Raw genomic sequence first — 12,532 nt, forward strand, 5'->3', positions numbered from 1 at the left:
CGTGATGTCGTCGAGGACGAGCTGCTGCCCGGCGGGGCCGGCGAAGGACTTCGACACGTGGTCGATGCGCGCGGCGTGCTCCACGGACGTATCCGTGTCGGCGGCCTTGGCGAGGGCGGTTGCCATGGTCGTCACCTCCTGGGAACTCATCTGGACTCGTGGCTACTCGACGCCGAGGCCGGCGTCGTCGGCCTCGGGTGCGCCCTCGGCTTTGAGGACCCTGTTCAGCGGTGTCAGGTCGTAGATGCCGGTCAGGTCCGGCTGCTCCAGCAGGCCCGCCGCGACCGCGTGCTTCGCCTGCGCGTCGAGCGTGGCCGCCAGCGGATCGTCGGTGAACCGGATGGACGGCCAGGCCTGGTCGATGACGTCGGCGGGCAGCGCCTTGCCGGTGTCCGCCGCCAACTGGGCGTTGGCCGCGGCCTTCGCCTTCTCCGGGTTGGCGTTGATCCACTTGTTGGCCTCGACGGAGGCCTTCAGGACGGCCTCGACGGCCTTCGGGTGCTCCTTCAGGAAGCTCTGCGACACGATCACGTTCGTGATCACGAACTTCTTGTCGGGCCACAGGTCGGCCTCGTCCAGCAGCACCTTGCCGCCCTCGGCGACAAGCTTGGACGCGGTCGGCTCCGGCACCCAGGCGCCGTCGATCGAGCCGGACTGGTAGAGGTCGGGCGTGACCTTGTTGTCGGAGCGGACGACAGACACATCACCTTCGCCGCTCTGCGCGTCGACCTTCCAGCCCTGCTCGGCGGCCCAGTTGAGGAACGCCACGTCCTGCGTGTTGCCGAGCTGCGGAGTGGCGATCCGCTTGCCCTTGACGTCCTTCAGGGACTTGATCTTCTCCGGGTTCACGACCAGCTTCACGCCACCGGACGCGGAACCGGAGACGATCCGCAGGTTCTTGCCGTTCGCCTTGACGTACCCGTTGATCGCGGGCGAAGGACCGATCCACCCGATGTCGATGGACCCCGAGTTCAGCGCCTCGATCTCCGAGGGGCCGGCGTTGAACGCGGAGTACTTCGCCGTCGTACCGCCGAGCTGCTTCTGGAAGATCCCCTCGTGCCGCCCCACCAGGGCCGTGGCGTGGGTGAGGTTCCCGAAGTAGCCGATGCGCACCGAGTCCAGACCGTCGACCTTCGCCGCCCCCGGTATCGCGTGCTCGGTGTTCTCCACGGCCTGGGAGCCGTAGCCGCACGCGGCCGCGAGCGCGAGCAGCGGCAGCACGGCCAGTACCGCGAGGGTACGGCGCAGGGCGGGGATGGCAGGCACGGGAAGGTGTTCCTCTCGGTGGCCCGGCTCTCACGCCCTTACCGAGCGTGGCCGGGAATACGGCAGATGTACGGGTACGGGGTCAGCGCGGACATCGCGGCACCCCGCCCTCCCAGGTCGAGTTCATGGTCAGAAGTCCCAACCGTCGTCCTCGGACTCGTCCTTGACGGGCTCCGGGGAGGCGAAGGACTCGCCGACCATGCCGGCGGTGAGCGTCGTGCCGTCGTTCGGGTCGATCAGGATGAACGAACCCGTGCGCCGCGAGTCGGCGTAGGAGTCGACGGGCAGCGGCTCGGCGGTACGGATCTTCACCCGGCCGATGTCGTTGGCGACGAGCTGTCCCGGGTGCGGGTGCAGGGACAGATCGTCCAGCGTGAGCCGGGACGGGATGTCCTTCACGATCGCCTTGACCGTGCGGGTGCCGTGCTTGAGCAGCACCCGGTGGCCGACGGTGAGCGGGGCGTCGGCGACATGGCACACGGTCGCCTCGATGTCCTGGGTGGTCGGCGGCGCGTCCTTGCTGGGCACGATCAGGTCGCCGCGCGAGATGTCGATGTCGTCCTCCAGCAGGAGGGTCACCGACTGGGTGGTCCAGGCGACGTCGACCGGCTCGCCGAGCAGGTCGATACCGGAGACCTTCGTGGAGCGGCCCGACGGCAGCACGGTGATCTGCTCGCCGACCCGGAACGAACCGGCGGCGATCTGACCGGCGTAACCGCGGTAGTCGGGGTGCTCGGCGGTCTGCGGGCGGATCACGTACTGCACGGGCAGACGGGCGTGGCAGTGGCTCAGGTCGTGGGTGACCGGGACGGTCTCCAGGTGCTCCAGCACCGTCGGGCCGCCGTACCAGTCCATGTTGGCGGACGGCTCCACCACGTTGTCACCGGCGAGCGCCGAGATCGGGATCGTGGTGACCTCCGGGACGCCCAGCTCGGTCGCGTACGCCGTGAACTCCTCGGCGATGGCGGCGAACACGGACTCCTGGTAGTCCACGAGGTCCATCTTGTTGACGGCGAGGACCACATGCGGGACGCGCAGCAGCGCGGCCAGCGCGGCATGCCGGCGGGTCTGCTCGACGACGCCGTTGCGGGCGTCGATCAGGATCACCGTCAGCTCGGCCGTGGAGGCGCCCGTGACCATGTTCCGCGTGTACTGCACATGCCCCGGGGTGTCGGCGAGGATGAACCGCCTGCGCGGGGTGGCGAAGTAGCGGTAGGCGACATCGATGGTGATGCCCTGCTCCCGCTCGGCGCGCAGACCGTCGGTCAGCAGCGCCAGGTCGGGGGCGTCCTGGCCGCGGTTGCGGGAGGCGTGCTCGACGGCCTCCAGCTGGTCGGCCAGCACCGACTTGGAGTCGTGCAGCAGCCGCCCCACGAGCGTGGACTTGCCGTCGTCGACGGAGCCCGCGGTGGCGAAACGCAGAAGGGTCGTCTCGGAGAGTTCCGTGGTCGTGCTCATGCTTAGAAGTACCCCTCGCGCTTACGGTCTTCCATCGCGGCCTCGGACAGCTTGTCGTCCGCGCGGGTGGCGCCCCGCTCGGTGAGCCGGGAGGCGGCGATCTCGGCGATGACGGCATCCAGCGTGGTCGCGTCCGAGTCGACGGCGCCGGTGCAGGACATGTCGCCGACCGTGCGGTAGCGGATGAGCCGCTTCTCCACGGTCTCGCCGTCCTTCGGGCCGCCCCACTCGCCCGCCGTCAGCCACATGCCGCTGCGCGCGAACACCTCACGCTCGTGCGCGAAGTAGATCTCGGGCAGCTCGATGCCCTCACGGGCGATGTACTGCCAGACGTCCAGCTCGGTCCAGTTGGACAGCGGGAACACCCGCACATGCTCACCGGGAGCGTGCCGCCCGTTGTACAGATTCCACAGTTCCGGCCGCTGCCGACGCGGGTCCCACTGCGAGAACTCGTCCCGCAGCGAGAACACCCGCTCCTTGGCCCGCGCCTTCTCCTCGTCCCGGCGCCCGCCGCCGAACACCGCGTCGAACTTCTCCGCCTGGATCTTCTCCGTCAGCGGCAGCGTCTGCAGCGGGTTACGGGTGCCGTCGGGACGCTCCTTGAGCACCCCGCGGTCGATGTAGTCCTGCACGGAGGCCACATGCAGCCGCAGCCCGTTCTTCGCCACCGCGCGGTCGCGGTACTCGATGACCTCGGGGAAGTTGTGCCCGGTGTCCACGTGCAGCAGCGAGAACGGCACCGGCGCCGGCGCGAACGCCTTCAGCGCCAGATGCAGCATGACGATGGAGTCCTTGCCGCCGGAGAAAAGGATCACCGGCCGCTCGAACTCGCCCGCCACCTCGCGGAAGATGTGGACGGCCTCGGACTCCAGGGCGTCCAGGTGGGAGAGGGCGTACGGGGTCTCCGTACCCTCCTCGACCGAGGAGACGGTCGTCGTCATGCCAGGCCCCTTTCGCTGAGCAGCGCGTACACGGCCGCCGCGGACTCACCGACGGTCTGGTTCTGCGACTCGATGCGCAGGTCGGGCGACTCGGGCTCCTCGTAGGGGTCGTCGACCCCGGTGAGCCCGGACAGCTCGCCCGCCGCCTGCTTGGCGTACAGGCCCTTCACATCGCGTACGGAGCACACCTCGACCGGAGTGGCCACGTGGATCTCCAGGTACGCCGCCCCGCTCTCCTGGTGTCGCTTGCGCACCGCCTCACGGCTGTCGGCGTACGGCGCGATCACCGGCACCAGCGCCTTGACGCCGTTACGGGCGAGCAGGTCGGCCAGGAAGCCGATGCGCTGGACGTTGGTGTGGCGGTCCTCCCGGCTGAAGCCGAGGCCCGCGGAGATGAACTCGCGGATCTCGTCGCCGTCGAGCACCTCGACACGGTGGCCCTCCTCGCGCAGCCGGTCGGCCAGCTCGTACGCGATGGTGGTCTTGCCGGCACTCGGCAGACCCGTGAGCCAGACGGTGGCTCCGGTCGTCACGTGGTTCTCCTTGTTCTCCGGGGCGGTCTCCGGAAACGGGGTCGTGGTCACAGGTGCAGCCCGCACTCGGTCTTGGCGCGGCCCGCCCAGCGGCCGGCACGCGCGTCCTCGCCCTCCAGGACGCGGCGGGTGCAGGGGGCGCATCCGACGGACGTGTAGCCGTCCATCAGCAGCGGGTTGGTGAGGACACCGTGTTCGGCGACGTAGGCGTCCACGTCGTCCTGGGTCCACTTGGCGATCGGCGAGATCTTGACCTTCTGCCGCTTCTCGTCCCAGCCGACGACCGGGGTGTTCGCCCGGGTCTCCGACTCGTCGCGGCGAAGGCCGGTCGCCCACGCCAGATAGCCCTTGAGGCCCTCCTCCAACGGCTGGACCTTGCGCAGCTTGCAGCACAGGTCCGGATCGCGGTCGTGCAGCTTGGGGCCGTACTCCGCGTCCTGCTCCGCGACCGACTGACGCGGGGTGAGGGTGATGACGTTGACGTCCATCACCGCCTCCACCGCATCACGTGTACCTATGGTCTCGGGAAAGTGGTAGCCGGTGTCGAGAAACACCACGTCAACACCGGGCAACGCGCGGGAGGCGAGATGGGCGACGACCGCGTCCTCCATGGAGGACGTCACACAGAAGCGCCGGCCGAAGGTGTCCGCGGCCCACTGGAGGATCTCCAGCGCGTCGGCGTCCTCCAGATCGCGGCCCGCCTGCTCGGCGAGCGCCTTCAAGTCCTCGGTGGTGCGGTCTTCCCGAGTGGTCGTCATGCCTCGTCTCCCCCTGCTTCGGTCGGCTGAAGGCTCCTCTTTTGAAGGGCGCTCGCCTCCGGAGCGCTGAAGCCGGTTTCGAGCGACCGACCGTGCTCAGCCCCTCCTTCGTCGGGGCCTCCGCGCGCTCGGTCGCTCGAAACCGGCGCGCTCCTCCCGCTCACGCCCCGGGCCAGCAGCCCGAGGAACTTCAACTGGAAAGCCCGGTTGCACGCCGCGCATTCCCACGCGCCGTGGCCCTGCTCGCTGGGACGCAAGTCCTCGTCGCCGCAGTAGGGGCAGTAGAAGGGGGCGGCCCGCTCGCTCATGACAGGGCCTCCTCGGAAGCACGCGCGGCCCAGGTGGCGAAGCGCTCGCCGTCCTCGCGCTCGGCCTGGAACCGCTTGAGGACCCGCTCGACATAGTCGGGGAGTTCCTCCGACGTCACCTTCAGACCGCGCACCTTGCGGCCGAAGCCGGCCTCCAGGCCGAGCGCGCCGCCCAGGTGCACCTGGTAGCCCTCGACCTGCCGGCCCTGGTCGTCGAGGACCAGCTGGCCCTTGAGACCGATGTCCGCGACCTGGATACGGGCGCAGGCGTTCGGACAGCCGTTGATGTTGATGGTGATGGGCTCGTCGAACTCCGGGATCCGGCGCTCCAGCTCGTCGATCAGCGAGGCGCCGCGCGCCTTGGTCTCGACGATGGCGAGCTTGCAGTACTCGATGCCGGTGCAGGCCATGGTGCCGCGCCGGAAGGGGGAGGGCTTGACCGTGAGGTCCAGCGCCTCCAGGCCCTCGACGAGCGAGTCGACCCGGTCCTGCTCGACGTCCAGCACGAGCATCTTCTGCTCGGCGGTGGTGCGCACCCGGCCCGAGCCGTGCGCCTCGGCCAGCTCGGCGATCTTCGTCAGGGTGGTGCCGTCCACACGGCCCACGCGCGGGGCGAAACCGACGTAGAAACGCCCGTCCTTCTGCCGGTGCACACCGACGTGGTCGCGCCAGCGCTCGACCGGCTGGGCCGGGGCCGGGCCGTCGACGAGCTTGCGCCCCAGGTACTCGTCCTCCAGCACCTGGCGGAACTTCTCCGCGCCCCAGTCGGCGAGCAGGAACTTCAGGCGGGCGCGGGTGCGCAGGCGCCGGTAGCCGTAGTCGCGGAAGATCGAGATGACGCCCTCGTAGACGTCCGGGACCTCGTCCAGCGGGACCCAGGCGCCGAGCCGGACGCCGATCTTGGGGTTGGTGGACAGACCGCCGCCGACCCAGACGTCGAAGCCGGGTCCGTGCTCGGGGTGGTTCACCCCGACGAAGGCGATGTCGTTGATCTCGTGCGCCACGTCCAGCAGCGGCGAGCCGGAGATCGCGGACTTGAACTTGCGGGGCAGGTTCGAGAACGCCTTGTTGCCGACGATCCGGCGGTGGATCTCGTCGATCGCCGGGGTGCCGTCGATGATCTCGTCGGCGGCGATACCGGCGACGGGCGAGCCGAGGATCACACGGGGCGTGTCACCGCAGGCCTCGGTGGTGGACAGGCCGACCGCCTCCAGGCGGTTCCAGATCTCGGGCACGTCCTCGATCCGGATCCAGTGGTACTGGACGTTCTGCCGGTCGGTGATGTCGGCGGTGCCGCGCGCGAACTCCTGCGAGATCTCGCCGATGACGCGCAGCTGCTCGGTGGTGAGCCGGCCGCCGTCGATGCGGACGCGCAGCATGAAGTACTCGTCGTCCAGCTCCTCCGGCTCCAGGATCGCGGTCTTGCCGCCGTCGATCCCGGGCTTGCGCTGGGTGTAGAGGCCCCACCAGCGCATGCGGCCGCGCAGGTCGTTGGGGTCGATCGAGTCGAAACCGCGCTTGGAGTAGATCGTCTCAATGCGTGTCCGCACATTGAGACCGTCGTCGTCCTTCTTGAACTGTTCGTTGCCGTTCAGCGGGGTGAAGTGCCCCGCGGCCCACTGTCCCTCGCCGCGGTGACGGCTCGCCTTGCGGCGGGGAGTCGCGGCGGCGGGGTTCTGCGGGGAGGCGGCCATGGTTCTACGTCCTTCGGGACAGGCGGGAAAGCGGCTCTGGCCTGCGCATGCGCGCACGGCAGACGTGCGCGTCTTTGCGCAGGAAAGCAGGCAAAGGGGGATGTGTCGGGCGGTGCTGAACGTGCTCTCAGCGCGCCGGACAGATGGCGCTGGACATGCGGCCGAGGTCGACGTGCCGCCGACTCACCAAGGCAATTCCAGTTCCAGACATGACGGAAGCGTGGCATGGCGATCTGGACACAGTCCAGCTTCGTCCAACATGCGGACACCCTTGTCCCGAGGGGCGAGACAAGGGTGTCCTTGGTCACATGGCGGAGAAAGGTCGCCTTGTGCAGGTCAGGCGGGGTATGCCCCCGGCCACGGCCCCGGAGCGGCCACCTGCGACTGCTCCTCGACCTTGGTGTCGAACAGCTTGAAGCCCCGGCGCCGGTAATTGTCCATCGCGTGCTCGCCGTCCAGGCTGCACGTGTGCAGCCACACCCGCTTCGTCTCCGCCCGGCCGGGCCAGCGTTCCGCGAGGTCCCAGGCGCGGGCGACGCCGTAGGAGAGCAGGTGGCCGCCGATGCGGCGGCCCCGGAAGGCGGGGATCAGGCCGAAGTACTCGATCTCCACGACCCCGTCGTCCTGCGGGTTCAGCTCCACGTATCCGGCGGGCGTGCCATGGTCGTGGGCGACCCAGGTCTCCACGCCGGGGCGCTCCAGGTGCTCCTGCCACTGGGCGTAGCTCCAGCCCAGCCGGTCGATCCAGCGGATGTCGCCGCCGACGGAGGCGTACAGGAAGCGGCTGAACTCGGGGGAGGGGACCTCGGAGCGGACGATCCGCACGTCCCCCTCGGGGGCTGCGGCCGACAGCAGGTCGGACGGCGCCGTCTGCTCCAGGGACCAGGTGGTCACGGGGATGTTGGGCATGTCGCCCAGGGAATCATCTACCCCAGCGATCTGTCGATCGTGTTCAGCGGCAGCGAGAACAGGGTCCGTCCCGACTGCGACCAGACCTCGCCGGTCTCCTCCCAGTAGGAGAGGGAGGGCGTCCGCCCGCTCCAGCACCGACGCGTCTCGTCGGACCCGCAGCGCGTGGCCTCGGCCCCGCTCCTGTCCTGCCGCCACAGCGTGCCGCGCTCCTCCTCGGCCGTCTGCGTCAGATACCAGCGGGAGCGGTACGACAGCACCCCGCCGAGGTCCTCCGCCTCGGTCGCGTACGCCTCACTGGCGTTCCCGGTGGCGAGCAGCCCGGTGCGGCCCGGGTCCGTGCTGAACGCGTACCGCCACAGCCGGTCGCCCCCGCTCGCCACCAGGCTGTCCGGCGAGGTGCTCCGGTCCAGCGAGAGGCCCACGGGGGCCTGTCCGGCCGAGCGGTACACGCCGACGGCCGGCAGCGCGAACCGGGACCCGTCCGCCCCGGACGCGCGCTGGACGCGGTGCATGTCGTAGACGTACAACCCGTCCCGCGCGGTGACCAGCAGCTTGTCCTGGTACCAGACCATGCCCGAGACCGCCGAGCGCAGCGGGCGCCAGGCGCGGCCCTCGTCCGTCGGGACGGTGAGCCGCACCCAGGTGTAGCGGAGGCGGTCGAGGTCGTCCGCGTCGACGAAGGCGACCCGGGAGAGCCGGTCGTCGGACCAGGCGGACAGCACCACGCGGTGCTCGCCCCAGCGGCCGTCGTCGTCGGCGTCCCCGGAGGTGGTGACCGCGCCGGACCGAAGGCCCCGGGTGTCGGCGGGGTCCCAGCAGTACGCGCGTGTGGCCGCGGGCGACACCGGCAGCGCCTCGCGCTCGGTGGCCAGGCAGTCGGCGGGGTCGCTCAGGGTGCCGTCGGCGTCGTCGAGGGCCGCGCCGACGCCGACGGGCCGGCCCAGCTCCGAGGAGAGCCGGTCCAGGGCCTGCCCGGGCACCAGGTCCTCGCGCAGGCTCAGGGTGTTCAGCTCGGCGCGGGAGGTGAGGGGCTTGAGCGCCCCGGGATCGTGGTCGACCGTGGCCTGGGAGGCGCTGATCATGGTGGCGGCAGCGGTGAGCGCGAGGGCGGTCCCGGCCAGCACTCCGCGCAGCGCACGGCCCCGTTTGCGCCGGCGGTGCCTGCCGCGATGCTGTGTCATGACGTCCTCCCGAGGGCGGGCCAACTGCGCCTGTTGATCCGTGCGTTGACCAAGGAGCAGGTGGGGTGGCCCATGGAGGATGCTACGGCAGTGGGGCACGGTCGGGGACGAAGACCTCGCAAAACGCTCCGCTGGAAGGGCCGAGACGCGTCGTCGTTCGTCCGCGGCGCCCTCGTGGCTGGTCGCGCGGTTCCCCGCGCCCCTATCGGGGCGCCCCCCGGCCGTCTGCCACCCCGGGCGCCGTCGAGTGCGGTAGCAGATCCCGTGGGTTTTCGGGGAACAGCACATCCACCTCCGCGTCCTCGCAGAAACGATAAGGTCGGTGTTCCAGCAGCCCTCCGAGGTAGCGCCGTACCCGTGACATCTCGGCCCGGACCGTCACCGTGCGGCCCGCGTCGCCGAACATCTCCTCGGCCAGGCCCGCCGCGCTCAGACCGCCCCGGTACAGGGCCAGCAGACAGAGCAACTCGGCGTGCCGGGGGCTCAGTTCATGGGTCCAGGTGCCCGCTCCGCCGGTCACCGTCATCGACCAGCGGCGCGGCTGCGACAGATCGAGCACGATCCGGGTGCGCCCGCGCGGCACCGGCTCGTCGGCGGGCCTGAGCAGCCAGCCGCCCGCCAGCGGCTCCACCGCGCACAGCCCGAGCGGCGGCAGCCACCGACGGCCCGCCGCAAGCGACTTGGGCAGCGCGATCCGGTTCATGTACGGCATCCCCGTCACCGCCGCGCACCAGCCGTCCCGGTCCACCACCAGCGCCCGCCCCGCGAGCCGGGACAACACCGGCGCCGCCACCGCGCGCAGCCGCTCCAGCGAGGTCAGATGCAGCTCCCGCAGCCGCGCCTCGGCAAGCTTGGCGACGGTGTCCACCCAGGCCAGGGTCGCCGGATGCATGGTCTCCAGCGGTCCGCTGACATCCACCACGCCGATCAGCCGGCCGTCCCGCGGATCCGTGATGGGGGCACCGGCACAGGTCCAGGTGGCGTGGGTGCGCACGAAGTGCTCGGAGGCGAACACCTGCACCGGGCGGCGCACAACGGCCGGGGTGCCCACGCCGTTGGTGCCGACGATGTCCTCCCGCCAGTCCGCGCCGAGTTCAAGGCCCAGCCCGTCGGCCTTGCGCAGCACCGGCGCGCTGCCCTCCCGCCACAGCACCCGGGCGTCCTCGTCGGCGACGACCATGATGTGGTGGGCGACGTCCGCGACCGACAGCAGCCCCTCGCGCAGGACCGGCAGCACATGCCGCAGCGCGCCGGTCTCCCGGCGTCGCTGCACCTCCTCGCGGGAGAGCAGCCCCGAGCGGAAGTCATGGTCGGGGTCGACCCCGCTGCGCAGCATCCGGTCCCAGGACTGCTCGATCACCGGGCGCGGCGCGACCGGCGCGCGCTGCCCGGAGAGCGTGGCGTTGCGCACGTCGTTGAGCACTCGCGCCGCGCGTGCCGTGTCGACGGCGGCCAGCTGCGTCACGTCCATCGGTGACAGCGCCACGAGTCCCTCCCCGGGGGTGCGTCGGTCGATTCGTGACTGGTCATCTCATAGTGACGCCCATCCTCGGCGGAAGGGCACACTCCGTCCACAGTGATTGACAAGTTGCAACCCCTTGCAACCCTGGTGGTCCGCCATGGGCTGACTGAAACTTGAGCAACGCCGTCCCGAGCGGCGTTCGCGGCCTCGAACGGGCCGGTGCGGGGGTGGTGCCGTGTCGGCGCAGCACCACCCCCGACCATCCGGCGGTTGGCACATCGATGCAGCCCCGCGCCCCTCGGTCAGGCCTCCGGCCTCGACCGGTCCACCACTGACGCCAGGTTCAGTGTTGACGGCAGCGTTCCGAAGGCCGCGCCTCCGTCGCCGCCCAGGCGTGACGCACAGAACGCGTCAGCCACCTCCGGTGGTGCGAAACGTACGAGCAGCGAACCCTGGAGTACCAGCGCGAGCCGCTCCGTCAGCCTCCTGGCCCGGCCCTCTACGCCCTCCAGGTCGGCCAGTTCGGTCAGCAGGGCCTTGATCGCGCCGTCCAGGCGGTGGTCGGCGCCGCGGGCTCGGCCGATCTCCTGGAGGTAGGCGTCGAGGGCGTCCGGTTCCCGGCGCAGGGCCCGCAGTACGTCCAGGGCCTGGACGTTTCCCGCGCCCTCCCAGACCGAGTTCAGCGGCGACTCCCGTACCAGCCGGGGCATTCCGGACTCCTCGACATAGCCGTTGCCGCCCAGGCACTCGGCCGCCTCGACCGTCACCGGCGTACAGCGCTTGGTCACCCAGTACTTGGCGGCCGGCACCGCGATCCGCAGCAGCGCCCGCTCCTGCTCGCCGTCGTCGTCGTAGGCGGCCGCGAGCCGCAGTGCGAGGGTGGTGGCCGCCTCGGACTCCACGGCGAGGTCGGCCAGGACGTTGCGCATCAGAGGCTTGTCGGCCAGCCTGCCGCCGAAGGCCTCGCGGTGGTCGCAGTGGTGGATCGCCTGGGCCACCGCCTGCCGCATCAGCCCCGCCGAGCCCAGCACACAGTCCAGCCGGGTCGCCGCCACCATCTCGATGATGGTCCGCACCCCGCGCCCCTCCTCGCCGACCCGGCGCGCCCAGGTCCCCGCGAACTCGACCTCCGCGGAGGCGTTGGACCGGTTGCCGAGCTTGTCCTTGAGCCGCTGGAGGTGGAAGGGGTTGCGGGTGTCGTCCTCCAGGACCCGGGGCACCAGGAAGCAGGTCAGTCCGCCCGGGGCCTGGGCGAGCACCAGGAACCCGTCGGACATGGGCGCCGAACAGAACCACTTGTGCCCGGTCAGCTCGTAGGACTCCCCGTCGGGCAGCGGCCGTGCGGCCGTCGTGTTGGCCCGTACGTCGCTGCCGCCCTGCTTCTCCGTCATGGCCATCCCGAACAGCGCCCCGGCCTTGTGCCGGGCAGGCCGCAGCTCACGCTCGTAGATCGTGGAGGTCAGCCGCGGTTCCCATTCGGCGGCCAGGTCCGGGTCGGTGCGCAGCGCGGGCACGGCGGCGTGGGTCATCGACAGCGGACAGCCGTTGCCGGCCTCGACCTGCGTCCACACCAGGAACCCGGCGGCCCGCCGCACATGCCCGCCCGGGCGGTTCCAGGCCGCGGTCAGCCCCGCGGCGACCCCCTTGCCGAGCAGCCGGTGCCAGGCCGGATGGAAGTCGACCTCGTCGACGCGGTTGCCGTAGCGGTCGTGGGTGCGCAGCCGTGGCGGGTTCTCGTTGGCCAGCACACCCCACTCCTGGAGCTGCGACGAGCCGGCCGACCTCCCCAGCGCCGACAGATCGCCGTGCGCCTCGTCGAGCAGCTCCGGATCGAGGTGCCGTTCGACGGCTGAGGTCAGTGCCAGGTCGGCGGTGTAGACGTCGTACCCGACCAGGGGCGGGGGCTGGTTCGTCACGGTGTGGGTGGAGCCGTCCATGACTGCGAACCTACCCCTCCGTATCGGGCCGGTCACCACACCGACGCGGCCGTCCCCGGGGCGGAACGGGAGCGGGCCCGGC

The 12,532-nt window shown here is 70.8% G+C and carries 12 protein-coding genes and 1 pseudogene; all 13 read right to left on the bottom strand.

Going from position 1 to position 12,532, the window contains the following annotated elements; genetic code table 11:
- Positions 1-126 (bottom strand): annotated as a pseudogene (locus tag H4N64_RS34035) (ABC transporter ATP-binding protein); the annotation flags it as partial.
- A 36-nt stretch (positions 127-162) separates the two neighbouring features.
- Entirely contained in the window at positions 163-1,266 is a 1,104-nt protein-coding gene (locus H4N64_RS34040; RefSeq protein ID WP_186286394.1) for an aliphatic sulfonate ABC transporter substrate-binding protein, read from the bottom strand.
- Between the two features lie 129 nt (positions 1,267-1,395).
- Positions 1,396-2,724, bottom strand: coding sequence for a sulfate adenylyltransferase subunit 1 (locus H4N64_RS34045; protein WP_186286395.1), 1,329 nt, complete (start codon positions 2,722-2,724; stop codon positions 1,396-1,398).
- Between the two features lie 2 nt (positions 2,725-2,726).
- Positions 2,727-3,665, bottom strand: a complete 939-nt coding sequence (gene cysD, locus H4N64_RS34050; protein ID WP_186286396.1) for a sulfate adenylyltransferase subunit CysD — start codon at positions 3,663-3,665, stop codon at positions 2,727-2,729.
- Positions 3,662-4,249: an adenylyl-sulfate kinase gene (cysC, locus tag H4N64_RS34055; protein WP_186286397.1), complete on the bottom strand. Its 588-nt coding sequence runs from the start codon at positions 4,247-4,249 to the stop codon at positions 3,662-3,664. The genes cysD and cysC overlap by 4 nt, the downstream gene beginning before the upstream one ends.
- The gene (locus H4N64_RS34060; RefSeq protein ID WP_186286398.1) at positions 4,246-4,956 is read right to left on the bottom strand and encodes a phosphoadenylyl-sulfate reductase; all 711 of its coding nucleotides are present in this window, start codon (positions 4,954-4,956) and stop codon (positions 4,246-4,248) included. The genes cysC and H4N64_RS34060 overlap by 4 nt, the downstream gene beginning before the upstream one ends.
- Positions 4,953-5,264, bottom strand: coding sequence for a hypothetical protein (locus H4N64_RS34065; protein WP_186286442.1), 312 nt, complete (start codon positions 5,262-5,264; stop codon positions 4,953-4,955). The genes H4N64_RS34060 and H4N64_RS34065 overlap by 4 nt, the downstream gene beginning before the upstream one ends.
- Complete coding sequence (locus H4N64_RS34070; protein WP_186286399.1) at positions 5,261-6,958, bottom strand: nitrite/sulfite reductase; 1,698 nt, start codon at positions 6,956-6,958, stop codon at positions 5,261-5,263. Before H4N64_RS34070 ends, H4N64_RS34065 begins: the two co-directional genes overlap by 4 nt.
- Before the next feature lie 127 nt (positions 6,959-7,085).
- Positions 7,086-7,169 (bottom strand): putative leader peptide, encoded by an 84-nt coding sequence (locus H4N64_RS46955; protein WP_310591794.1) that lies wholly within the window; start codon positions 7,167-7,169, stop codon positions 7,086-7,088.
- 125 nt (positions 7,170-7,294) lie between these two features.
- Entirely contained in the window at positions 7,295-7,867 is a 573-nt protein-coding gene (locus H4N64_RS34075; protein WP_186286400.1) for a GNAT family N-acetyltransferase, read from the bottom strand.
- Positions 7,868-7,884: 17 nt separating this feature from the next.
- Entirely contained in the window at positions 7,885-9,051 is a 1,167-nt protein-coding gene (locus tag H4N64_RS34080; RefSeq protein WP_186286401.1) for a hypothetical protein, read from the bottom strand.
- A 202-nt stretch (positions 9,052-9,253) separates the two neighbouring features.
- The gene (locus H4N64_RS34085; protein ID WP_186286402.1) at positions 9,254-10,537 is read right to left on the bottom strand and encodes a GAF domain-containing protein; all 1,284 of its coding nucleotides are present in this window, start codon (positions 10,535-10,537) and stop codon (positions 9,254-9,256) included.
- Between the two features lie 278 nt (positions 10,538-10,815).
- Positions 10,816-12,450, bottom strand: coding sequence for an acyl-CoA dehydrogenase family protein (locus tag H4N64_RS34090; RefSeq protein ID WP_186286403.1), 1,635 nt, complete (start codon positions 12,448-12,450; stop codon positions 10,816-10,818).
- Positions 12,451-12,532: the final 82 nt, after the last annotated feature.

Origin of the sequence: Streptomyces cupreus (assembly GCF_014257025.1) — a bacterium.
GTDB classification, from domain to species: Bacteria; Actinomycetota; Actinomycetes; order Streptomycetales; family Streptomycetaceae; genus Streptomyces; species Streptomyces cupreus.

Coding starts and splice junctions, on each gene's coding strand:
- H4N64_RS34045 (WP_186286395.1), bottom strand. CDS start 2,724: ATGAGCACGACCACGGAACTCTCCGAGACGACCCTTCTGCGTTTCGCC.
- cysD (WP_186286396.1), bottom strand. CDS start 3,665: ATGACGACGACCGTCTCCTCGGTCGAGGAGGGTACGGAGACCCCGTAC.
- H4N64_RS34060 (WP_186286398.1), bottom strand. CDS start 4,956: ATGACGACCACTCGGGAAGACCGCACCACCGAGGACTTGAAGGCGCTC.
- H4N64_RS34065 (WP_186286442.1), bottom strand. CDS start 5,264: ATGAGCGAGCGGGCCGCCCCCTTCTACTGCCCCTACTGCGGCGACGAG.
- H4N64_RS34070 (WP_186286399.1), bottom strand. CDS start 6,958: ATGGCCGCCTCCCCGCAGAACCCCGCCGCCGCGACTCCCCGCCGCAAG.
- H4N64_RS46955 (WP_310591794.1), bottom strand. CDS start 7,169: ATGTCTGGAACTGGAATTGCCTTGGTGAGTCGGCGGCACGTCGACCTC.
- H4N64_RS34075 (WP_186286400.1), bottom strand. CDS start 7,867: ATGCCCAACATCCCCGTGACCACCTGGTCCCTGGAGCAGACGGCGCCG.
- H4N64_RS34080 (WP_186286401.1), bottom strand. CDS start 9,051: ATGACACAGCATCGCGGCAGGCACCGCCGGCGCAAACGGGGCCGTGCG.
- H4N64_RS34090 (WP_186286403.1), bottom strand. CDS start 12,450: ATGGACGGCTCCACCCACACCGTGACGAACCAGCCCCCGCCCCTGGTC.